Genomic DNA, 20,910 nt, shown 5'->3' with positions numbered 1-20,910 from the left:
TTGGCGTCCGCCCGGCGACTGCGCGCTGCCCAAAGCAGCGTAAGAAACGCCGGGCGGGCTCCGCACCCCTATAGATTGGGAGTCATGACTGAAGCTCCCACCGCCACCGAAGCCGGCCGCGGCACCATCCTCGTCCTCAACGGCCCCAACCTAAACCTCCTGGGAACGCGCGAGCCGGAAAAGTACGGCACATCCACTTTGGCCGACGTCGAACAGCTCGCCATGGCAGCCGCCGGCGCCAACGGCTTCACCGTGGACTGCGTCCAGTCCAACCACGAGGGCGACCTCATTGACGCCATCCACGGCGCGCGCGGAACCGCCGTCGGGATCGTCATCAACGCTGGCGCGTACACGCACACTTCCGTGGCACTGCGTGACGCCCTCGCAGCGGTGCAGCTTCCCGCGGTCGAGGTCCACATCACCAATGTGCACCAGCGCGAGGAGTTCCGGCACCACTCCTACCTCTCCCCCGTCTGCTCCGCGGTGATCGTCGGCGCAGGAGTCCATGGCTACAAGCTGGCCATCGACTACCTCGCCTCCGCGGTCTAGAATCGTCGATCTGAGCGGGGTTCCCTTGGGCGGCACGGCTGATTGGTATCGGCACTTCGGCACGTTCGACGCGCCCGGATCGTCGGACTGCTACGCCCGATGGGCCCTTGCCGTGGCCGACGATCCGGAGCTTATCGCCCGGATCGACCAATGGCCGCACAGCAAGCGGCAACCCATTTTGCTCTTCGCCGCCGCCCGCTATCTTGGCGCCCGCGTCAGCCCCTATCCGGAGTTCCGGGGCTTCCTGGATGCCCGCTGGGCTGATGTTTCCCGGACCGTGCTTTCGCGCGCCACCCAGACCAACGAAGCAGGCCGCTGTGCCACGCTCCTGCCCTCGCTGGCGTTGATCGCTGCGGCGGAAAAGAAACCGCTCGCGCTCCTGGAAGTCGGGGCCTCTGCCGGGCTCACGCTGTACCCGGACAAATACCGCTACGAGTACGACGACGGCACCCGGCAAAAGCGCATCGGCCGCGCCGACGCTGATGCTCCGGTACTCCGCTGTGCCGATTCGGGGCCGGTCCCCATCCCCGAACGGTTGCCGCGAGTCAACTGGCGGGCAGGCATCGACCTGAACCCGTTGGACGTGACGAATCCCAACGACGTCGCGTGGCTCGATGCCCTGATCTGGCCCGAGCAGGACTTCCGCCGGGAACGGCTCCACCAGGCGATAGCGATCGCCCGTCAGGATCCGCCAATGCTGGTGGCGGGGGACCTCAATGACAAGTTGCTGGAAGTGGCGAGCCAAGCACCCGCGGACTCCGCCCTGGTGGTCTTCCACAGCGCGGTGCTCGGGTATCTCGATGCCCGGGAACGGGCGCGATTCCGGGCCACCATGTCCGAGCTTGCGGCGACCCGAGGCTGCCACTGGCTCTCCAACGAAGGCCACATGGTCATCGACCAACAGGACGGCTCAAGCGTGGTTCCCGAGATGCCCGAAGAGCGGCTGCTGGGCCGATTCCTGCTCACGCACAACGGCGTACCGACAGCCATCACCGGCCCGCATGGCCAGAGCCTGGAGTGGCTCTAGGCTCACCCTTCCCTTGGGGACATGCTCATTCTTCGTAGCCAGCGTTGGACATGTGCACCCTTCCCTTGGGGACATGCTCATTCTTCGTAGCCAGCGTTGGACATGTGCACCCTTCCCTTGGGGACATGCTCATTCTTCGTAGCCAGCGTTGGACATAAACGCATTATGTCCGCAGCTCACATCAAGCGCTGGGCATGTCCCGTGGTGGGAGGGCTATTTCTTGGTGCATTGGCCCGGCGACACGGCCGAGCTCAGAGATGGTGCCTGCTGGGCCACCGGCGAGAGCTCGTCCATGGTGAGGGCGTAGCCAACGGCCACGTCCGAAGTGGTCTTGGCGAATACCACGCCAGCAACCTGGCCCTCCGTCGTCAGGAGGGGACCGCCCGAGTTGCCTGGCTGCACGTCACCGGCAAGTTTGTAGACCTGCTCCGGTGAAGGGTTGTTGCCGTAAATGTCCGGGACCAGGAGGGTCGAGATGCCCTCCACCGCGGCAGGTTTGGACTGGAAGGGACCGCCGTGAGGATAGCCGGCGAAGGCTGCGGGCGAGCCGGCCGGAAGATCAGCACTCAACTGCAGCGGCGCCGTCGGAAGACCGTCGACGGCGAGTACCGCGAGGTCGCGTTGGCTGTCGAAGTAGACCACACGGCCCTGCAACGCGCCGCCGTCGGGGATTTCCACCACAGGCTGGGACACGCCGGCCACGACGTGCGCGTTGGTCACTACGCGGCCCGGAGAGACGACGAAGCCGGAGCCGGTCTGGTTCTGGCCACACTGATAGGCCGTGCCGGCAATCTTCAGAACGGAATGGGCCGCATTGTTGAGTGCGGGGGTGTCTGTGCTGGTGTTCGGGACGGGCAACGGGGTAACAGGACCGATGCCTTCGATGATGTGGGGAATGCCGTTGCCCATGACGGTGGAACGCAGCTGCGCGACGCCGGCTTTGACGTTTGTGGGCGTCATGGTGTCGATGAAGCGGATCACCTTGGAATCGGCGAGTTGCTGCGAGACGAGTGGCACGCCCAAGGAGCCGATGCTGAACGCCAACATGGACATCACCAATGCCGCGACCACCAGGCTAACGAACCCACCCAGCAGGCGGTCCAAGGCGTTCAATGGCTGAATCCGCACGGCCCCGCGGACCTTTTGGCCGATCCAAGTGCCCAGCCCGTGCCCCAAGACGATGAGCACAACAGCCGAGCCGATGATGGCCGGCAGCCTCCAGCCGCTGTCCTTCACCCAATCGCCAACAAGCGGAACCGCGATGAAGGCTGCCACGGCTCCTGCCGCGAAGCCGGCGATTCCACCGAGGGTTACGAAGAAGCCGTTGCGCAGTCCGTAGATCAGGTAGGAAAGAAGCGTCAGAATCAACGCCAGGTCCAATATGGTCAAGCCGAACACCAAAGCTCCTCACAGCCGAGTAAGCCCCAATTGTAGATGCATAGCCTGACAGCTTTCCCTCACAAGCACGCTGCCAACCACATCGCGAAGCCGCCTCTCAGCGGAGCATTCCCGGCCGGTTGGGATGCGACTTTGCGGCTCTTCCGCGTGATTTAGGGCGTTTCGGCTGCCAAGTACGTCACAGACGCGACAAAATTCTGAAACAATGGCTGAAGCGCCCCAGCCGAACTTTTACTCAGGAGATTTCATGGACATCGAGGTATTGCGCCGCGCACCCCTCTTCGCGACCCTTGACGACGACGCTTTCCGTCTGCTGACGGACGAGCTCACCGAGGTGGACCTTTCACGTGGAGCGTCCGTTTTCCGCGAGGGCGATCAGGGTGACCAGCTCTACTTCATCGTGTCCGGCAAGGTGAAGCTCGGCCGCACATCCCCGGATGGCCGAGAATCCCTGTTGGCCATCCTTGGTCCGGGCGAGCTCTTTGGCGAAATGGCTTTGTTCGACCCCAGCCCGCGGACCGCGACGGCCACGGCCGTTTCGGAGACGCGCCTGGCAGGCCTGAAGAACGATAGCCTCAACGCCCTGCTCCGGACGCGTCCCGAGGTATCTGCCCAGCTGCTGCAGGCACTTGCCCGCCGCCTGCGTCGCACCAACGACTCCCTGTCCGACCTCGTGTTCTCGGACGTTCCAGGCCGCGTCGCCAAGGCCCTGCTGGACCTTGCCGACCGCTTCGGCCGGCCTGCCACCGACGGCGTCCTGGTTGCCCACGAACTCACGCAGGAAGAACTGGCCCAGCTGGTCGGCGCTTCCCGTGAGACGGTCAACAAGGCCCTGGCCGAGTTCGTCCAGCGCGGTTGGCTCCGCCTGGAAGCCCGGGCAGTAGTCATCCTGGACATGCAGCGCCTCCGCCAGCGCTCCCGCTAGTTTCCCGCGACACAGAAAATGCCTGGCGATACCGGAATTCCGGTAGCGCCAGGCATTTTCTGTGTCCCCATGGGATTTGCGCGTCGTCAGCGCTCCCGCTGCGGCTCCCCTGAAACCGTCCTCGCGGCTTCGACTTCGAGCATGAGTGCGCCATCCTCTTCAACAAGCCGCGGCTGGTACATGTGCGGCTTGCGTTTGTAGCTGAGATACGCGATGCAGCCTTGAGCGGCAGCCATCTTTTCGAGGATGATCTCCGAACCCGGCACCAGCAATTGGCCCAGGGTCAGGCCAGCCGTGTTTTCCTGGCCGATTTCGTCGCCAAGAGCGGTGGTCTGGCGCTCGTCGATGAGTTTTGAAACGCACACCCAACGGCCCCAGACTCCTTTGCTCGCCAGCAGCGAAGGCTGCTGGTTCACGGGCAGCGTGGCCGCGAAGTAGCGGGTGTTGAAGCGCCTGTGCGTAAAGTCCGGGCTGAGCCAGTTGACCAGTGGCTTGAGCAGGTCCGTCCGGAGCAACAAGCCACGCTTGGCCAGTACATCCGTGAACGACTTGTCCTGGGCAGCTACCGCTTCGCGGGCCTTCATCCACTCGGACGTGGACGTTGCCTCCACAGTGGAGGACAGGTCCGGGCCGGCCAGCAAAACACCGGTCTCTTCGAACAGTTCGCGGATGGCGCCTACAACATGGCGGCGGGCGAGTCCGACGTCGGTGGTCCCGAGCGCGTCAGCCCAATGCTGAGGCGAGGGGCCGAGCCAGCCGAGGGCGTCGTCGTCGGTGGGTTCCAACGAACCGCCGGGAAACGCGACCACACCCAATGGCGAGGAGCCGGGACGGTAACCCATCCACGTCTCCAGGCCCGTGGGCGAATCGCGGAGCAGAACAACAGATGATGCGTAACGCGCGGCGCGGGGGGTCCGTTCGCCGAGTTGAAGCCAGTTCCGTGCCGCCCCTTCGAGTTCGGGGGGCAACGCAAACAGGCGTCGGGCTAGTTGAGGCAATTGAATGAACCGGTTCCTTAGCTGAATTCAGCGATCAACTCGACCTCTACGGGAGAGTCGAGCGGAAGGACTGCAACACCGACGGCGGAACGCGCGTGCTGCCCTTTATCGCCGAAGACACGCCCGAGGAGTTCGGAGGCACCATTAATTACACCGGGCTGGCCGGTGAAGGAAGTATCGGAGGCCACGAAGCCGACTACCTTCACGATGCGCGTAATGCGGTCGAGGTCTCCGATGACACTCTTGACGGCAGCCAAGGCATTGACTGCGCAGACGGCTGCGTACCTTTGAGCGTCTTCCGGAGACACTGTCGGCTCGTCCGAAAGGCCCTCTTCACCGCTGGAGACTTTGCCCGTAGCTTCAAGTTTGCCGTTAATAAAAGGCAGCTGCCCGGAGGTGTACACGTGGTTGCCGGAGACGATGGCCGGCACGTAGGCCGCGACCGGAGCGGCAACTGCCGGCAGGGTCAAGCCGAGCTCGGCAAGGCGCTGCTCGACGGCGGATGCCGGAGCTGTGGAATCCGCGCCAACGGTGGCTTCTGCGGGGGTTGTCATTGTTACTGCTTCTCCCTCTTCAAGTATGCAACAAGTCCGTTTCCATCGGGCCCGGGAACAACCTGGACAAGCTCCCAGCCGTCCTCTCCCCACTGGTCCAGAATCTGCTTTGTGGCGTGAATGATGAGCGGAATCGTCGCGTACTCCCATTTGGTCATGAAAGAAAGACTAGCCCTTGCCGGTAAAGTGAAGAACATGGTGACTCGTAGGAACCCTCTATTCGACACTGCCACCACTCTTGGAAAGATCCTCGGATTCCTTGGTGTGAGCGCTATTTGTGGTGTCCTGGTGGCGGGCTTGCTCGTCCCGGCCGCCGCCGTTTCAGGCAGTGCGGCCAGTGGGTCCATTCAGTTCTTTGACACGCTGCCGGCGGAGCTCCAGGTGAACCCGCCCAGCCAGGCGACCACCATCCTGGCTGCCGATGGCAGTCAGATCGCCTCCATCTACACGGAGAACCGCACGCGCGTCCCCCTTGACCAGATGAGTCAGAACATCAAGGACGCGATCATTGCGGTCGAGGACAGCCGCTTCTACGAGCACGGCGGCATCGACGCCACAGGCATCATGCGCGCCATCGTCAGCACGGCGCGCGGCCAGAAGCAGGGTGCATCCACCATCACCCAGCAGTACGTGAACAACGTCATCAACGAGTCCCTCGTGTCCCAGGACAAAGGGGCCGACGTCAAGCTCAATGGCGTCAACAAGGGCGTGGGCGACAAACTCCGTGAAATGAAGCTGGCCATCGCGCTGGAGAAGAAGTTCTCCAAGCAGCAGATCCTTGAGGGTTACCTCAACATCGTCTTCTTCAACAAGGATGCCTACGGCATCGAAGCTGCTTCGAGGCTCTTCTTCAGCACCAGCGCCAAGGACCTCACCTTGCCGCAGGCCGCGTTGCTCGCGGGTGTTGTCAACAGCCCGTCCTACTATGACCCGATCACGAACCCGGACCACGCGAAGCAGCGTCGCGACCTGGTGCTCGGACTCATGTTGGACCAGGGAAAGATCAAAAAAGCGGACTACGACGCCGCCATCGCGACGCCGGTAACCACCAAGGTCACGCAGCCTCGCCAAGGTTGTGCCTACGCCGCTACGGCCCCGTACTTCTGCGACTATGTGCTTCACTTGCTCCTCAACAACCCGGCCTACGGCGCCACGCCGGAAGAACGCAACAATCGCGTCTCACGCGGTGGCCTGACCATCCAGACCACTCTCGATCCCAAGGCCCAGAACGTCGCCCAAGCCCAGGTTGATGCCACCACCGGCGCCAACCCGGACAAGTGGGGCGCCACCATCGTCTCGGTCCAGCCGGGCAGCGGCAAGATCGTCTCCATGGCCCAGAACACCGTGTGGCTGCCTGCTGCCGGGAAGTTCGATCAGACACAGAACTTCAACGTGGACGTGGTTGACGCCAAGGGCAACGACCTCAACGGTTTGGGCGGCTTCCAGCCCGGCTCCACCATGAAGCCCTTCACGTTCGCTGAATGGCTCGATGAGGGCAAGTCGATGAACACCACCATCGACGCCTCGGTTCGAAAATACCCGCAGAACTTCCCTTGGAAGAACACCTGCCCGGCTCCCACCGTGGGCTGGTATGACAGCAATGTCACCGGTAGCTTTGACCTCCAGAACTCGGACGCCGGCTACTACCGGCCCATGACTGTCCTGTACGGCTTGATGAACTCCATCAACACAGCTACCTTCGCCTCGGCATCCAAGGTGAATCTTTGTGGAATCCAAAAGATCGTAGACGCAGTGGGCATCCATGGTGGAAACCCCGCTCGTGACGGCAGCGGCCAGATCACGGATCCCAATCCCAAAGTCCCCATGACTACGCTGGCCAACCTGATCGGTTCCACCCAAACTGCACCGCTCACCATGGCGAGCGCAATGGCAACGTTCTCCAACAACGGCAAGTACTGCGAGCCAATCGCCATTACGTCCGTGACGGACCAGACGGGTGCAAAGCTTCCTGCCCAATCTCCGAACTGTCGCGACGCAGTCACCCCGGCGGTTGCTCACGGTGTTGCCTACGCCATGCAAGAGGTTCTTAACCAGGGTTCTGGTTCGCTGATCCAGCCGAGGATTTCCACCAAGACGAGTTTCCCCATCGCGGCCAAGACCGGAACCAATGACAACAACGGCTCCACCTGGGTTGTTGGCTACACCTCGGGCCTCGCAACGGCCAGCTGGTTCGGCGATCCCCTGGGCGGCCAAAACCGCTTCGGCCGCAACATCACCATCAACGGCAAGTTCTATCCCAACGTTGACGGTTACATGATCGCCGGCCCTCAGTTCTCGAACTACATGTCCCAGGTTGCCCCTGCTTATGGAACGAACCCGTTCCCGGCTCCGCCGTCCAACCTTTTGGACGCACCCTCGTTCCGTGCCCCGACTCCGAGCAACACTTCACCGAGCACCCAGCCGAGCACCCAACCCACCAGCAATGACAATGGAAAAAAGAATGGCTAGCAGCTCCAAGCGCGCCATTGAATCGCTGGCAAGCCGCGTCCGAAGCATCGGACGCGGCTTTGCCGTCGCTGCAGGTGCAGGCGCAACCGCTGGCGTTGCGGGCCTCGCTTATGGCCTCTGGGAAAAGAACCAGTTTGTGCTCCGCGAAGAGACACTTCCCATCCTCCCCGAAGGATCAGCTCCCCTCCGGGTCCTGCATCTGAGCGACATCCATTTCGTTCCTAGCCAGCGAAAGAAGGCCGCGTGGCTGCGTTCGCTCGCAACGCTCCAACCAGACCTCGTGGTTAACACCGGCGACAACCTCAGCCACCCCCACGCGGTCATTCCGTTGTTGGATGCCCTGCAGCCGCTGTTGAAGTTCCCGGGTGTCTTTGTCCCCGGCTCAAACGACTACTTCGCGCCTCGGTTCAAGAATCCGGCCACATATCTCCTTGGCCCTTCGCGGCTTATGAACAATCCCGTTGAGCTTGATTGGCCGCGGCTGCGTTCGGGTTTCGGAATGTCCGGCTGGATCGATCTCACCAACAGGCACCAGTCGCTGCCCATCAACGGGATCCGCTTCGATTTCTCCGGCGTCGATGATCCCCACCTGAATCGCGAGCGCTACGCTGGCTGGCCCCGCGGCACTGCGGGACAAGACTCCCGCCCGCACCTGCGGGTCGCGGTCATCCACGCCCCTTACCAGCGCGTCCTGGACCATTTCACGGACGACTCCGCAGACCTCATCCTCGCCGGACACACCCACGGCGGCCAGATCTGCATCCCTGGCTACGGCGCCCTCGTGTCCAATTGCGACCTCCCCACCTGGCGCGCCAAGGGATTGCATGACTGGGAAACCAACGGACGTACGACGCCGGTCAACGTCTCGGGCGGTATCGGCACCTCACGGTTCGCGCCCGTGCGGATCGCGTGCAAGCCCGAGGCAGTCCTGCTGACGCTGACGGCCCGCCAGTAGCCACCGGAGCCGAGCCCGCCAGTACCAACTCGGCACGCGGTTGGCCCCTCCACCCCTGAGCATGTCCCTCAAACCACACCAAGGTTGGACATGTCCGCCTTTGGCCATAGAGCATGCCCACCGGGCCAGGCCAAGAATGCGCATATCACCACTATGTCCATCCTTGGCTGCCCAGGTTGAGCATGTCCCTCGGTGCGGGCCTACGAACCACGCCCCTAATAGCTCCTATCACACACCGCAATGCTGCTGGGAATCCCTTCATGCGATGGCATAGGGTAGTTGCTACAGGAAACTACATCCGAGTGTCGCGCCGGGTTGGTGCAGAACACCGGGACAAAGCTGTTGAGAAGCGGGCATGGCCAAACAGACTTCATTCTTCACCTCCGTCAGACGTCTCTATCCGCACGTGAAACCGATCCTCCCTCGGCTTTTCATGGGGCTGCTCAGCGCGTTGATGGCCAGCATTGTGGCGCTTGCCATCCCACAGGTACTGAGGGTCTTAATCAACGGTTCCCTCCACCCTGGCGGCTCCGGCGACGCCGTCTGGATTGCCGCCGTCGTGGTTCTTGCCCTCGGCATCGCAGAGGCCGGGCTGGTGGCGCTGCGGCGCCAGTTCGTCATCAATCCGGCAACCACGGTGGAAACCAGGATGCGAGTGTCCCTCTACGGCCATCTGCAGGACCTCACGGTTTCCTTCCACGACCGCTGGGGTTCCGGACAGCTGCTATCGCGTGCCATGACCGATTTGAACTTCCTCCGGCGTTGGATGGCGTTCGGGGCCATCATGCTTGTGGTGACCACCCTGACCGTGGTGATCGGCGTCGTCGTGATGTTCTCCATGAACTGGCAGCTCGCTCTGATCTTCCTGGCCGCCGCGGTGCCCATCATGGTGTTTTCCTTCCGCTTCCGCCGCCGCTTCAGCCTGGTGACCCGGCTCAGCCAGGACCAGGCGGGCGACCTCGCCACTACCGTGGAGGAATCCGTCCACGGGATCCGCGTGCTCAAGGCGTTCGGCCGGAGCCGCGAAGCATTGGAGAACTTCAATGAGCAGGCCGAGGAGCTGAGGCAGACCGAGATAACCAAGGCCAAGCACCAGGCGACCTTTACCCTTGTTGTCACGCTGCTGCCGGAACTGGCACTCGGAGTCGGGCTCGTTGCGGGGATTCTGTTGGTATCCGCGGGCGAACTCAGCATCGGTTCCCTCGTTGCGTTCTTCGCCACCGCGGCCGTCGTGGCGTCGCCGGTGGAATTCTCGGGGATGCTCCTGGCCATGGCACTGACCGCCAAGACGGCATTGGACCGGCATTTCGAGGTCATGGACACGCCCAATACCATTACGGACCCGGCGAACCCCACCTCCCCGGCTGAACTGCGTGGGGCCTTGAGCTTCAACGGTGCCGCTTTCGGGTTCGACGACGGCGCCCGGCTCCTGCATGACATCACCCTTGACATCAAGCCCGGCGAAACAATGGCACTCGTAGGAATCACAGGGAGCGGAAAGAGTGCTTTGCTTCAGCTGGTCCCCCGGCTCTACGACGTCACTGAAGGTTCCGTGAGGATCGACGGCGTGGATGTACGTGACTTCAGCGTGGAGCAGCTTCGGACCGTTGTGGCGGTCGCCTTTGAGGACACTACGCTGTTCTCCAGCTCGGTCCGGGACAACGTGCTGCTTGGCGCGCCCGACGCCTCCGAGGAAGCGCTCGACGAAGCGCTCGACGTCGCGCAAGCGCACTTCGCGTATTCGCTTCCGGACGGCGTCGAGACCCTCATCGGAGAAGAAGGACTGAGCCTTTCCGGTGGTCAGCGGCAACGCATTGCCCTTGCCCGGGCCATCGCAGCCAAGCCCAAGGTCTTGGTGTTGGATGATCCACTGTCCGCCCTGGACGTGAACACGGAGGAACTCGTCGAGGCCAGGCTGCGCGAAGTCCTCCGGGACACCACCACGCTCATCGTCGCCCACCGGCCCTCGACTGTGGCCTTGGCAGATCGCGTGGCGCTGCTCGAAAACGGGAGCATCACTGCCGTCGGGACCCATACGGAGCTCTTGGCCGACAATGCTCATTACCGCTACGTGATCGCGAGCCTTGATGCGGGTCCGAAGGACCTCGACCGCGAACTGGACGAGCTGGAACACGAACTCGATTCCGAACAGCACATGGACCAAGCCAGGGAGGGCCGCCGATGAGCACTTTCGGAACCGCCAATGAAGACAACGCCCACCTGAGCCGGAGCGACAGCAAAGCAGTACGACAGCGGTCGGTCGCCTTGTTGGGCTCGCTCATCCGCCCGGTGCGGTTGAGGTTTTGGTTGACGCTGGGCATGGTGGTGCTCTCGCAGGCCACCCGCGTGGCGGGGCCGGCGATCATCGCTTTCGGCATCGACCATGCACTGCCCGCACTGCTCGCCGGTAGCAACGTGCCACTGCTCCTGGCCGGAGTCCTGTACCTGACGGCCGCCATCGCAACAGCCCTGCTGACGGCCCTCTACGTCACGTCCACGGCGAAGTTGAGCCAGGCCATGCTCCTTGACCTGCGGCTGCGGGTGTTCCGGCACACGCAACGGCTCAGCTTGGAGTTCCACGAGAAGTACACCTCGGGCCGCATTATCGCACGGCAGACGTCGGACCTTGAGGCGCTGCGCGAATTGCTTGATTCTGGCGTCAGCTCGCTGGCCTCCGGGTTGCTGTTCATGCTCTTCACAGCGTTCACAGTATTCGCCCTCGACTGGCGCAGCGGGCTCATCATGCTCGCCACCGGCGTACCCATGTTCTTCCTGTCCCGCTGGTACCAGAAGCATTCCCAGATCGCCTTCCGCGAATCCAGGGTGGTCTCCGCCCGGCTGATCGTGCATTTCGTGGAGACCATGACCGGCATCCGGGCCATCAAGGCATTCCGCAAGGAGCCGGAGAACGCTGAACGCTATGCCGAGCTGTCCGAGGACTACCGCAAGGTGACGGTACGCTCCATCAACCTCAACGGCATCTTCCAACCAGGCCTGGTCCTGATCGGCAATGTGTGCGTGGCGGTGGTCCTGCTGTTCGGCGGCTTCCGTGTGCTCTCCGGCGAGCTGGCGGTGGGCGTACTCCTGGCATTGATCCTTTCCACGAAGCGCTTCTTCCAGCCCGTGGACCAGATGGCCATGTTCTATAACTCCTTCCAGAGCGCGCAGGCCGCCTTGGAGAAGGTGTCCGGCCTGCTCCAGGAGGTCCCCACCGTCCGGCCTCCCAAGACCCCGGTGCCCTTGCCACGGGCCCGCGGGGAAATCGACTTCCGCGGCGTGGAGTTTGGCTACGGCAACGGCAGTGTGGTGGTCCCCGAGTTGGACCTATACATCCCCGCAGGGCAGACCGTCGCGCTCGTGGGACAGACCGGAGCCGGCAAGTCCACCTTGGCCAAGCTGATCGCACGCTTTTACGACGTCACCGAAGGTTCCTTGACCCTGGACGGCATTGACCTGCGGGAGCTCTCGACGGCGGACCTGCGCCGCGCCGTCGTGATGGTCACCCAGGAGGCTTTCCTCTTCAGCGGCTCCGTGGCGGACAACATCGCGCTGGGGCGGCCGGAGGCCTCCCGCGCGGAGATCGAAGCCGCTGCGAAGGCCGTTGGTGCGCACGACTTCATCTCCGCGTTGCCCGACGGCTACGATACCGACGTCAACAAGCGCGGCGGACGGGTGTCTGCAGGGCAAAGACAGCTGATCGGCTTCGCCCGGGCATTCATTGCCGCCCCGGCCGTACTTATCCTGGACGAGGCGACGTCCTCGTTGGACATTCCTTCCGAACGCCTGGTCCAGGCCGGCTTGTCCCGGCTCCTGTCGGGATCTGATTCCGAACGGACCGCAATCATCATCGCCCACCGGCTCTCTACAGTGGAGACCGCAGACCGGGTACTGGTGGTGCATGAGGGACGCATCGTGGAAGACGGCACACCGGCCGAGCTCGTCCGCGGCGGAGGGCGCTTCGCTCGCTTGCACGGGGCTTGGAAGGACTCGCTGGTCTGATTCCGGCGCCGTGCTCGATTTCGCATCCGGGCGTGGCATCGGCTATTCTTGAACAGTTGCTTTCGCAGCGGATCGGGATGTAGCGCAGCTTGGTAGCGCGCTTCGTTCGGGACGAAGAGGTCGCAGGTTCAAATCCTGTCATCCCGACCAAAAGATAGAAGGCCTTCCAGTGGAAGGCCTTCTATCTTTATTTAACTAGGTTCGGACCGGGCCGGGAAACACCAAAATATTCCGATGACCGGTTTTCCTGGGCCTGCCCGGGGTTTAGAGACAAGTATTGTTAACAACCGGCAACAATGGCTCGGAAGTGGCCATGGCGGCCTGCGGTCGCCCGAACAAAAGAAATCCCCGGCGTGTCGGTTTATTACACCCCGGGGATTCTTCATTTCATTTGAATTATCCGACAGCAGCCCGGTTCCCGGAAGCCGTCCTTGAGTTTCGCCTACATGGGGTCAGGCCAGATACCGATCATCGGCTTCACCACCATGGGATCGGGCCAATTACCAATAGCCTGCGAGGCCCTCATCGGGTCAGGCCAGATACCGATTGACTGGGCGACCCGCATCGGGTCAGGCCAGTTACCAATGCTGAGCACCGTGCTGACGGTGTCTGCCACAGGGGCTGCGGAAACCACGGCGGGCGCCGCTGCGGAGCATGCAAGAGCGCCAGCCAAGGCGACTGCTGCAGCAATCTTCTTCAACATAATTTTTCCTCAATGCGAGTCGGATTCGTTACGGAAATTACGCGGTCCCTGTTGACATTCATTGTAAAATGTTTTCCACAGCGACTGTCAAGGCTTACGCGTAGGGACAGCGCAAAGACAAGCCTCTAGGAGGAACCTGTGGGGAACGGATTCGGAGAAAAGCTCCGTGCCGAACGGCTCGAACGTGGGCTGACCCAAGCTGAATTGGGCAGAGACCTTTACTCTCCCAGCTACATTTCACTTCTTGAAACCGGCCGCCGGGAACCCACAGCCGAGGTCATTGAAGAACTCGCCCGCCGCCTCGAACTGGCACCAAAAGCCTTGGAAGCCTGGAGCCAGCCCGTATCCGTCAGTGACGCCGAATACGTGCTGGCGGGGCTGTATGCCAGGCAAGCCTGGGACCTGAGGGACTACCCGCTTGCCGCTAGCCACGCATCAACCGCGGCCCAGATCGCGCTGGAAGCAAAGAACACCAGCGCGTGGTGGAACATGACGTACATGCAGGCCGAGTGCCTCATGAAGCAGGGGCAACTGAAGGAATGCCAGCAGATCATCCAGCATCTTCTGGAACACCCCATGGCCACGGAATCCGCAGGCCTGGGGGTCCGTGCCCGGCAGATGCTTGCCGCGGTCTGCCACGGCCAAGGCCAGCTGGCCACCGCGGTCGAACACGCGATGGAAGCCGTAAGGCTGTCCGAGCAGTTGCCCAGGGGCTCAACCCTGATCATCGGGGCGCATCGGGCGCTGATCGGGGCACTGGCTGAGAGCGGCAGATTGGACGAAGCCTGGACGTATTGCCAGGCCATGAACAGCCAGATGGACGATCACTCGATGTCCCAACTCGCGGGCGAAGTGGCCTGGGTGGTAGGAAACGTGGCCTTCATGCGGCACGATTACGCCGAGGGCATCAAGCACCACGAGCGTGCCGCCAAGCTGTTGTCCCCCGCCAATGACATTGAGCTCTGGGCCCGCTTCAACAAGGCATCGGCGGCGGTCCGGCTCTCCTCCGGAATTGTGGAGCCGGAGACGCTCTCCGCCATCGAACGGGCTGAACTCGCCCTGTCGATCGTGGGCGGAAACAAGACGGACCAGCTGGAGGTTGCCTTTATCCGCGCCCGCTGGCTCTACCTGACGGGCGACATCCCGGCCGCCATCACCAAGCTGCGAGAAATCCACGCGAACCGGGACGTCCTGGCGCGCCATACTGCGGGCGAAGTCGCTTTCCTCCTCGGGAAGGCGCTCAAAGCGGCTGGCGAAAACACGGACGCCCTGGTTCATCTCGAGGAAGCACAACGCGATTTCACCGCCGCGGGAGCAGCCGACCGCGTCCAGCAGGCCATGGACTCCGTCCTGGAAATCCGGTTGGCGGAACGTCGGGCGGCGTCAGGCCATGGCGAGAGCGCGAAGTCTTCTCGCGCAAGCTAAGAGCCCCCTTACAACGGCGAGAGCCCCGGACCAGGCGGTCCGGGGCTCTTCCTGCTTTGCCCGGCGCTTGCTTGCTGGTTGCCGCAGGCCAGGCGCTGCAGCCTAGGCGAAAGTCCGGCCGGTCAGCTTTTCGTAGGCTTCAACGTAACGGGCACGCGTTTTCTCCACGACGTCGGCCGGCAGTGCAGGCGGCGGGGTGTCACCCGAGCGGTCCCAGCCCGATTCCGCAGACGTCAGCCAGTCACGGACGAACTGCTTGTCGTACGAAGGCTGGGCCTTCCCCGGTTCGTAGGTGGAAGCGTCCCAGAACCGGGAGGAATCCGGCGTCAGGACTTCATCGCCCAAGGTGATGACACCGGTGGCGGTATCGATGCCGAACTCCACCTTCGTGTCGGCCAGGATGATGCCGCGCCCACGGGCGATCTCTTCAGCGCGGGTGTAGATCTTCAACGTCAGCTCGCTCAAGCGGGCGGCGATGTCGTCGCCCACCATCGCAACGACGTCGTCGTAGGTGATGTTCTCGTCGTGCTCGCCGACCTCCGCCTTGGCGGAAGGCGTGAAGATGGCGTGCTGAAGCCGCGAGCCGTCAACCAGGCCCGCCGGCAAGGGAATGTCGCAGACGGTGCCCGATTTCCGGTACTCCGCCAGGCCGGAACCCGTGAGGTACCCGCGAGCGATGCATTCCACGGGGAACATCTCCAGCCGCTTGCAGATCATCGCGCGGCCCTCGACCTCCGCAGGCACTCCCTCGGCAGCCGTCGACGCGAGGACGTGGTGCTCCACGCCCAGCTGCTCGAACCACCACAGGCTTAGCTGCGTCAGGATCCGGCCCTTGTCCGGGATCTCGCTGCTCAAGACGTGGTCGTAAGCGCTGATGCGGTCGCTGGCCACCACGAGGACGCGGTCCTGGCCGGATTCGCCCCCGCTGAGATCATCTGCCGGAACGTAGAGGTCGCGGACTTTGCCCGAGTAGACGTGCTTCCAACCCGGGAGGTCGAGGGTTTCGGTCTGCAGGCCGTTTGAGTTGTTTTCAGGCATGGCTCAAGCCTTCACGTTAGGGATGGAGCCGGTGGCCGGGGAGACCACGTGGATCTCCCCGCGGGCTGCCTTGCCGGCGATATCGGTACGGAACTGCGCGCCGTCGAGCTGGACCAGCTCCACGCCGTCGTAAGCCCGCTCGCGGGCCTCCACGAGGTCCGTCCCCAGCGCCACGACGGCCAGCACCCGGCCCCCGGCCGAAACTACCCTGCCTTCGTCGTCCAGTTTGGTACCGGCATGGATGACATGGACGCCTTCAAGCGCATCCACCTTGTTCAGGCCACGGATGCGGTCCCCCGTACGGGGCGTGTCCGGGTAGTTTTCGGCGGCAACGACGACGGCGACCGCAGACTCCTTAGACCAGCGCAGCTCTTCGGCTTGATCCAGTTCGCCCTTGGCAGCTGCCAGCAAGAGGGCGCCGAGCGGGGTCTTGAGGCGAGCGAGGACCGCCTGCGTCTCGGGATCGCCGAAGCGGACGTTGAACTCGATGACGCGGGTGCCGCGGGACGTCAGGGCCAGGCCGCAGTACAGGACGCCGACGAACGGCGTGCCGCGGCTGGCCATCTCGTCCACGGTGGGCTGGGCCACGCGGTCGATGACTTCCTGCACCAGGCCAACAGGTGCCCAGTCGAGCGGGGTGTAAGCGCCCATGCCGCCCGTGTTGGGGCCTTCATCATTGTCGAAAATTCGCTTGAAATCCTGCGCCGGGGACAGCGGCACAGTGGTGCGGCCGTCGCACAGCACGAACAGGGAAACCTCGGGTCCGTCCAGGAACTCCTCGATCACCACGGTTCCACCGGCGTCGAAACACGTCTGCGCATGGGCGAGGGCTTCCTCGCGATCGTTGGTGACCACCACGCCCTTACCGGCTGCCAGTCCGTCGTCCTTGACAACGTGCGGAGCGCCGAAGGTGTCCAAGGCGTCAGCGGCCTCCGCCGCATTTGTTGCCACGCGGGCCATGGCGGTGGGCACGCCGGCCTCCGCCATGACCTCCTTGGCGAACGCTTTGGAAGCTTCGAGCTGGGCAGCGGCCTTGCTGGGGCCAAAGACCGGAATGCCGGCCTCGCGGACAGCGTCGGACACGCCTGCCGCGAGCGGGGCTTCGGGTCCGACGACTACCAAGTCAACGGCTAGTTTCGTCCCAAGCGCTGCGACAGCGGCGGGGTTGTTGCCGTCGATCGCATACGTGGGAACCAGCTTGGCGATGCCGGCGTTGCCCGGAGCCGCGTGGACCTCGGAAACGTTGGGATCTTTGAGCAATGAACGGACAATGGCGTGTTCGCGGCCGCCGGGGCCAATGACGAGTACCTTCACAGTCTTCAAGGGTACTTTGTGCGGGGGCAGGACTCCTAAGCTGTGTCCCCCACTGGACATGCCCCCCCGTTGGCCACGAGCAATGGACATAGCACTGATATGCCCATTGCCCAGCGCCAACGCAGGGCATGTCCCCCTTGGCCGCCGCCATCAGGAAGCATGTCCCACCCATCCCTGGGGTGCTCCCGCTCCGAACAACCTGCATGAAGAAGCTCAGGAACTGGCTCGGTGGACCCACCGCATTGGCTGCATTGGCCGGGGTGGCCGCGGCCGGCGTCGTACTTTCCGTTGCGGAACTGATCGGCGCCTTCTTTACTGCCCGGGCCACTCATCTTCGTGCTGGCCTGCGTTCTGGGCATTGTGGCCTTCGGCAATTGGGCGCTGGGCGTGTTGGGCGTCCTCGGCATGGGTGCGGTGATCGTTGCCGCCGTGGTGACCCGGGACGGCGTCAAGCTGGGCCCAGACCCGCGGCATCAAGAAGGCTGAGGTGCAGATCGACAACGGCCCGTGGGCCGAAGCCACCCTTGCCGCGGAAGCGTCCGTGGTCACGTGGCGGCAGTGGTCCTTCGATTGGGACGCCAAGCCGGGATCCCACTACATCAAGGTCCGCGCAACAGACGGAACAGGGGAATTGCAGACTGAAAAGCGAGCGGGTTCTGTGCCGGACGGCGCCTCGGGATGGCAGGCCGTTATGGTGACCGTGGAGTAGCCCGGGAAGACGGTTGCGGCACCCTAGACTTGCATCATGCCCATGAGTTCGCATGAAACCTTCAGCGTTGATTCCGCCGTCGAGCTGGCAGTGATTGAGCGCAGCGGGTTCATCGAATCGCGCCACATCGGTTCCGCCGTCGTCCTTTCCGGTGACGGCTCCGTGGTGACCCAACTCGGCGATATCACCACCCCCATCTATGCCCGCTCCGCGCTCAAGCCTTTCCAGGCGCTCGCGTCGATGCAGTCGGGCGTGCCCTTGCGGGGCGCCCAAGTTGCCTTGGCCTGCGCCAGCCACGTGGGCTCCCTGGATCACATGGACGTGGTGGAAGGAATGCTCAAGGCCGCTGGTGTCCGGGAAGAACAGCTGCAGTGCCCCTCGGTGTGGCCACAGGACGAAGTTGCCCGCAATTGGTTGATCCGTTCCGAGCAAGGCAAGTCCAAGTTGGCTTCCAATTGTTCAGGGAAGCACGCGGCGTTCCTCTGGGCGTGCACCGAGAACGGATGGGACACGCACAGTTACCTGGAGCCCAACCATCCCTTGCAACAGCGCGTGCGGACCGTCATCGAGGAATACAGCGGTGAGAAAATCGCCCACCTCGGCATTGATGGCTGTGGAGCACCCGTGGCCGCGCTTTCCCTGACCGGGCTGGCGCGGGCCTACTCGCGCTTGGCGCGGGCCCCGCGGGACCAGAGCTCCAATGCCCGCGCGGCAACCATTGCCACGTCAATGTTGGACTACCCGTGGGCAGTGCAGGGCCGCGGCGAGGCGAACACCATTGTCATGGACGAACTCGAAGTGCTTGCCAAGGGCGGAGCGGAAGGTGTCCTGGTCTTGGCAACACCCACTGGCGCCTCCGTTGCAGTGAAGATCCTGGATGGGAATCCCCGCGCAGCTACCCTGGTTGGCTTGACGCTTCTCGCTGTTGCTGGCGCTGTGGATATTCCCGGCGTCTCCAGCGTGCTCGAAAAGGTCGTGGAGCCGGTCCTCGGCGGTGGCCACTCCGTCGGCAGGATCCGCCTCGGACACGCCGTTTCGGCGCTGCTGGACTGATTGGGGCTCCGAAAGATGGCAATTGCACGACGCCGGATCGACCTTGAGCAGGGCCGCACGGCACTGGCCGCATGGCTGACCGCCGTCGGGCAAGAAACAGAGGCGGGGACACCGCCGTCGCGCACTGTCTTGGCAACCGCGGTGCGTTACTCGCTCGAGGAGCTCACCGCCCGCGCACCCGGCAACTCGGTTGAAGTCCGGGTGCCGCCGTTCGGCGTCACCCAGTGCGTGGAAGGTCCTCGGCACACCCGCGGCACTCCCCCGAATGTCATCGAGTGCGATGCCGCCACCTGGCTGGCGATGGTGACCGGCCGCTTGGCGTGGTCCGCCGCCGTCGACGCCGGCCGGGTAGCCGCGTCGGGTCTGCGCGCGGATTTGTCGGAGCTACTGCCGCTGTTCTGAGGCGACCAGCGCCGCGGCCGCGCCAACAGCACTAAGTTATTTAGCGCAGTGGTAGTTTGCGGTTATGGTAAGTGTCCTCGCGTGGTTCTCACAGTCCGGTGTGGTGCAAGGACTAATTCTCGGTGCCGTGCTGGCGTTCTTGACGGCGATCCTCTTGATGAATGCCGTGGGGAGGGCGATCACAACAACTGTCAACGGCTGGAGTGCCATCCGCAAATGCGGCGAGCCCGGCAACGGAGTCCTAGTGCGGGCCGCCTGCGCCAAAGCCCTGCCGGTCGTCAATGTGTTTGAAGAGGCCGCGTACTGGACCACCACTGTGGATGGCTCAGGGCAAGCGCTGAGCGGCGGGCACGGATACGTCCTGCATTTTCCTGCAGGGAAACTCCCGCCGAATGACGCCTTCTGGTCGCTCACTCCCACCGATATCGTCGGATATATGGTGACCAATCCGACCAATCGCTATAGCGTTGGTGACCGGTCACCGCTCGAGCAGAACGCCGACGGTTCAGTCGATATCTATCTCCAGCATCAGGCTCCGGGTAGGCACCAGCAGAACTGGCTGCCAACTCCTCCCGGGAAGTTCAAGGTGATGTTCCGCGTGTATCTGCCTGGTGCGGCAATTCTCGACGGCACGTACCAGTTGCCGCCCATTGTAAAGGCGCAGTGATATGAACCGCCTCATCTTGAAGTATGGACGTCCCCTCACAGTCGTCATTCTGGCGGTCTTCGCTTGGGTCATCTACCGGCGGATCGCCAGCGGGGACGGGATCACTCCACTGGCCATAGCGGCAGTCATCGTATGGGTGATCGGCGCGCCGGCCTTCATCTACCTCTGGCCGCGTCTCACGGTCAACGGATACAAGAGGGCGATCGTCAAGCATGGGTTCGGTGACGGCCCGATCCCCGTCAACACGCTGTATGCCGTGCCAGGCACCTCTTCCCCGTCGGCGTCCCGCGGGAGCCTTATGGCAACCGGAGCCGACGATCTGCTCTACGTTGGCGGCTGGCTCGATTTGAGCAAAGGGCCGCAAGTCCTGCACGTTCCGGACATGGCCGGCCGCTACTTCAGCGTGCAGTTCACCCACCCGTCGACGAGCACCACTTTTGCCTACGTCGGCAAACGCACGACAGGAACCAAGGCCGGCGACTATGTTCTCAGCAGGCCCGGCTGGAAGGGAACCGTACCAAACGGCATGACGCAGATTTCTTCCCCAACCGATTCCGCGCTCGTCATTGGCCGTGTCTTCGTCGAGAGCGACAGCGATCTGCCGATCGCTTACGCGCTTGCGAAGCAAATACAGCTCGCGCCGCTGAAACAGTAGCAATCCCCTGTGCGCAGTTGAGCGCCCCACGACAGTGTCGTGGGGCGCTCAACTGGAATGGAGCGTGGTG

General features: G+C 63.2%; 20 protein-coding genes, 1 tRNA gene and 1 pseudogene. 15 read left to right on the top strand and 7 right to left on the bottom strand.

Going from position 1 to position 20,910, the window contains the following annotated elements; genetic code table 11:
* Window positions 1-84 precede the first annotated feature (84 nt).
* Together aroQ and AC3ANQ_RS03575 are read left to right on the top strand one after the other, a co-directional pair.
* Window positions 85-549 (top strand): type II 3-dehydroquinate dehydratase, encoded by a 465-nt coding sequence (gene aroQ, locus AC3ANQ_RS03580; RefSeq protein WP_488303843.1) that lies wholly within the window; start codon window positions 85-87, stop codon window positions 547-549.
* Window positions 506-1,576, top strand: a complete 1,071-nt coding sequence (locus AC3ANQ_RS03575; protein WP_488303842.1) for a DUF2332 domain-containing protein — start codon at window positions 506-508, stop codon at window positions 1,574-1,576. The genes aroQ and AC3ANQ_RS03575 overlap by 44 nt, the downstream gene beginning before the upstream one ends.
* Window positions 1,577-1,789: 213 nt before the next feature.
* Here the strand turns inward: AC3ANQ_RS03575 and AC3ANQ_RS03570 are convergent, their stop codons facing one another.
* Window positions 1,790-2,974, bottom strand: coding sequence for a MarP family serine protease (locus tag AC3ANQ_RS03570; protein WP_488303841.1), 1,185 nt, complete (start codon window positions 2,972-2,974; stop codon window positions 1,790-1,792).
* Between the two features lie 247 nt (window positions 2,975-3,221).
* On the opposite strand from AC3ANQ_RS03570, the gene AC3ANQ_RS03565 reads away from it, so the two are divergent.
* Window positions 3,222-3,899, top strand: a complete 678-nt coding sequence (locus tag AC3ANQ_RS03565) for a Crp/Fnr family transcriptional regulator (RefSeq protein ID WP_395249243.1) — start codon at window positions 3,222-3,224, stop codon at window positions 3,897-3,899.
* An 86-nt stretch (window positions 3,900-3,985) separates the two neighbouring features.
* On the opposite strand, the gene AC3ANQ_RS03560 is transcribed toward AC3ANQ_RS03565, so the two are convergent.
* Genes AC3ANQ_RS03560 through sp36 form a run of 3 tightly spaced genes read right to left on the bottom strand, consistent with a single transcriptional unit; the run spans window position 3,986 to window position 5,609 of the window.
* Window positions 3,986-4,897, bottom strand: a complete 912-nt coding sequence (locus AC3ANQ_RS03560; RefSeq protein WP_488303840.1) for an NUDIX hydrolase — start codon at window positions 4,895-4,897, stop codon at window positions 3,986-3,988.
* Window positions 4,898-4,914: 17 nt separating this feature from the next.
* Window positions 4,915-5,451 carry a RidA family protein gene (locus AC3ANQ_RS03555; protein WP_059389482.1) on the bottom strand — a complete coding sequence of 179 codons (537 nt, stop codon included), beginning with the start codon at window positions 5,449-5,451 and terminating at the stop codon, window positions 4,915-4,917.
* Between the two features lie 2 nt (window positions 5,452-5,453).
* A complete protein-coding gene (gene sp36 / locus AC3ANQ_RS03550) occupies window positions 5,454-5,609 on the bottom strand; it encodes a Sp36 family protein (protein WP_009359196.1) in 156 nt (51 codons plus the stop codon).
* A 37-nt stretch (window positions 5,610-5,646) separates the two neighbouring features.
* Between sp36 and AC3ANQ_RS03545 the strand changes: the two genes are divergently transcribed.
* The 5 genes from AC3ANQ_RS03545 to AC3ANQ_RS03525 all read left to right on the top strand — a co-directional run bounded on the left by AC3ANQ_RS03545 (window position 5,647) and on the right by AC3ANQ_RS03525 (window position 13,024).
* Window positions 5,647-7,920: a transglycosylase domain-containing protein gene (locus tag AC3ANQ_RS03545; protein ID WP_488303839.1), complete on the top strand. Its 2,274-nt coding sequence runs from the start codon at window positions 5,647-5,649 to the stop codon at window positions 7,918-7,920.
* The gene (locus AC3ANQ_RS03540; RefSeq protein WP_488303838.1) at window positions 7,913-8,875 is read left to right on the top strand and encodes a metallophosphoesterase; all 963 of its coding nucleotides are present in this window, start codon (window positions 7,913-7,915) and stop codon (window positions 8,873-8,875) included. The genes AC3ANQ_RS03545 and AC3ANQ_RS03540 overlap by 8 nt, the downstream gene beginning before the upstream one ends.
* A gap of 355 nt (window positions 8,876-9,230) precedes the next feature.
* Window positions 9,231-11,060 carry an ABC transporter ATP-binding protein gene (locus tag AC3ANQ_RS03535; protein ID WP_488303837.1) on the top strand — a complete coding sequence of 610 codons (1,830 nt, stop codon included), beginning with the start codon at window positions 9,231-9,233 and terminating at the stop codon, window positions 11,058-11,060.
* Entirely contained in the window at window positions 11,057-12,874 is a 1,818-nt protein-coding gene (locus tag AC3ANQ_RS03530) for an ABC transporter ATP-binding protein (RefSeq protein ID WP_488303836.1), read from the top strand. The genes AC3ANQ_RS03535 and AC3ANQ_RS03530 overlap by 4 nt, the downstream gene beginning before the upstream one ends.
* Window positions 12,875-12,947: 73 nt before the next feature.
* A tRNA-Pro gene (locus AC3ANQ_RS03525) sits at window positions 12,948-13,024 on the top strand.
* Window positions 13,025-13,316: 292 nt separating this feature from the next.
* Here AC3ANQ_RS03525 and AC3ANQ_RS03520 read toward each other — a convergent pair.
* Window positions 13,317-13,577, bottom strand: a complete 261-nt coding sequence (locus AC3ANQ_RS03520) for a hypothetical protein (protein WP_488303835.1) — start codon at window positions 13,575-13,577, stop codon at window positions 13,317-13,319.
* 138 nt (window positions 13,578-13,715) lie between these two features.
* Between AC3ANQ_RS03520 and AC3ANQ_RS03515 the strand changes: the two genes are divergently transcribed.
* A complete protein-coding gene (locus tag AC3ANQ_RS03515; protein ID WP_488303834.1) occupies window positions 13,716-15,002 on the top strand; it encodes a helix-turn-helix domain-containing protein in 1,287 nt (428 codons plus the stop codon).
* A 102-nt stretch (window positions 15,003-15,104) separates the two neighbouring features.
* Here AC3ANQ_RS03515 and AC3ANQ_RS03510 read toward each other — a convergent pair whose 3' ends face one another.
* Window positions 15,105-16,040 (bottom strand): phosphoribosylaminoimidazolesuccinocarboxamide synthase, encoded by a 936-nt coding sequence (locus AC3ANQ_RS03510; RefSeq protein ID WP_488303833.1) that lies wholly within the window; start codon window positions 16,038-16,040, stop codon window positions 15,105-15,107.
* A gap of 3 nt (window positions 16,041-16,043) precedes the next feature.
* Entirely contained in the window at window positions 16,044-17,354 is a 1,311-nt protein-coding gene (gene purD, locus AC3ANQ_RS03505; RefSeq protein ID WP_488305250.1) for a phosphoribosylamine--glycine ligase, read from the bottom strand.
* Window positions 17,355-17,690: 336 nt separating this feature from the next.
* Between purD and AC3ANQ_RS03500 the strand changes: the two genes are divergently transcribed.
* The 6 genes and pseudogenes from AC3ANQ_RS03500 (at window position 17,691) to AC3ANQ_RS03475 (ending at window position 20,840) form a co-directional block, all read left to right on the top strand.
* Entirely contained in the window at window positions 17,691-17,840 is a 150-nt protein-coding gene (locus AC3ANQ_RS03500) for a hypothetical protein (protein WP_488303832.1), read from the top strand.
* Window positions 17,803-18,063, top strand: a pseudogene (locus tag AC3ANQ_RS03495) (molybdopterin-dependent oxidoreductase); the annotation flags it as partial. The gene AC3ANQ_RS03500 and the pseudogene AC3ANQ_RS03495, both read left to right, overlap by 38 nt.
* A gap of 36 nt (window positions 18,064-18,099) precedes the next feature.
* A complete protein-coding gene (locus AC3ANQ_RS03490; RefSeq protein WP_488303831.1) occupies window positions 18,100-19,116 on the top strand; it encodes an asparaginase in 1,017 nt (338 codons plus the stop codon).
* A gap of 15 nt (window positions 19,117-19,131) precedes the next feature.
* The gene (locus AC3ANQ_RS03485; RefSeq protein ID WP_488303830.1) at window positions 19,132-19,518 is read left to right on the top strand and encodes a sterol carrier family protein; all 387 of its coding nucleotides are present in this window, start codon (window positions 19,132-19,134) and stop codon (window positions 19,516-19,518) included.
* Window positions 19,519-19,582: 64 nt separating this feature from the next.
* Window positions 19,583-20,185, top strand: coding sequence for a DUF1214 domain-containing protein (locus AC3ANQ_RS03480; RefSeq protein WP_488303829.1), 603 nt, complete (start codon window positions 19,583-19,585; stop codon window positions 20,183-20,185).
* A 1-nt stretch (window position 20,186) separates the two neighbouring features.
* Entirely contained in the window at window positions 20,187-20,840 is a 654-nt protein-coding gene (locus AC3ANQ_RS03475) for a DUF1254 domain-containing protein (protein ID WP_488303828.1), read from the top strand.
* The last annotated feature ends 70 nt before the right edge of the window (window positions 20,841-20,910 follow it).

Source organism: Arthrobacter sp. DMZ02-1R, assembly GCF_057747935.1.
This window is presented reverse-complemented; position numbering and strand designations above follow the sequence as displayed.

What these genes read in the sequence shown, in the direction of transcription:
- AC3ANQ_RS03510 (WP_488303833.1), bottom strand. Translation starts at nt 16,040, where the DNA reads ATGCCTGAAAACAACTCAAACGGCCTGCAGACCGAAACCCTCGACCTC.
- AC3ANQ_RS03575 (WP_488303842.1), top strand. Translation starts at nt 506, where the DNA reads ATGGCTACAAGCTGGCCATCGACTACCTCGCCTCCGCGGTCTAGAATC.
- AC3ANQ_RS03545 (WP_488303839.1), top strand. Translation starts at nt 5,647, where the DNA reads ATGGTGACTCGTAGGAACCCTCTATTCGACACTGCCACCACTCTTGGA.
- AC3ANQ_RS03530 (WP_488303836.1), top strand. Translation starts at nt 11,057, where the DNA reads ATGAGCACTTTCGGAACCGCCAATGAAGACAACGCCCACCTGAGCCGG.
- AC3ANQ_RS03520 (WP_488303835.1), bottom strand. Translation starts at nt 13,577, where the DNA reads ATGTTGAAGAAGATTGCTGCAGCAGTCGCCTTGGCTGGCGCTCTTGCA.
- AC3ANQ_RS03480 (WP_488303829.1), top strand. Translation starts at nt 19,583, where the DNA reads ATGGTAAGTGTCCTCGCGTGGTTCTCACAGTCCGGTGTGGTGCAAGGA.
- AC3ANQ_RS03540 (WP_488303838.1), top strand. Translation starts at nt 7,913, where the DNA reads ATGGCTAGCAGCTCCAAGCGCGCCATTGAATCGCTGGCAAGCCGCGTC.
- AC3ANQ_RS03485 (WP_488303830.1), top strand. Translation starts at nt 19,132, where the DNA reads ATGGCAATTGCACGACGCCGGATCGACCTTGAGCAGGGCCGCACGGCA.
- AC3ANQ_RS03475 (WP_488303828.1), top strand. Translation starts at nt 20,187, where the DNA reads ATGAACCGCCTCATCTTGAAGTATGGACGTCCCCTCACAGTCGTCATT.
- AC3ANQ_RS03565 (WP_395249243.1), top strand. Translation starts at nt 3,222, where the DNA reads ATGGACATCGAGGTATTGCGCCGCGCACCCCTCTTCGCGACCCTTGAC.
- AC3ANQ_RS03555 (WP_059389482.1), bottom strand. Translation starts at nt 5,451, where the DNA reads ATGACAACCCCCGCAGAAGCCACCGTTGGCGCGGATTCCACAGCTCCG.
- sp36 (WP_009359196.1), bottom strand. Translation starts at nt 5,609, where the DNA reads ATGACCAAATGGGAGTACGCGACGATTCCGCTCATCATTCACGCCACA.
- AC3ANQ_RS03490 (WP_488303831.1), top strand. Translation starts at nt 18,100, where the DNA reads ATGCCCATGAGTTCGCATGAAACCTTCAGCGTTGATTCCGCCGTCGAG.
- AC3ANQ_RS03535 (WP_488303837.1), top strand. Translation starts at nt 9,231, where the DNA reads ATGGCCAAACAGACTTCATTCTTCACCTCCGTCAGACGTCTCTATCCG.
- aroQ (WP_488303843.1), top strand. Translation starts at nt 85, where the DNA reads ATGACTGAAGCTCCCACCGCCACCGAAGCCGGCCGCGGCACCATCCTC.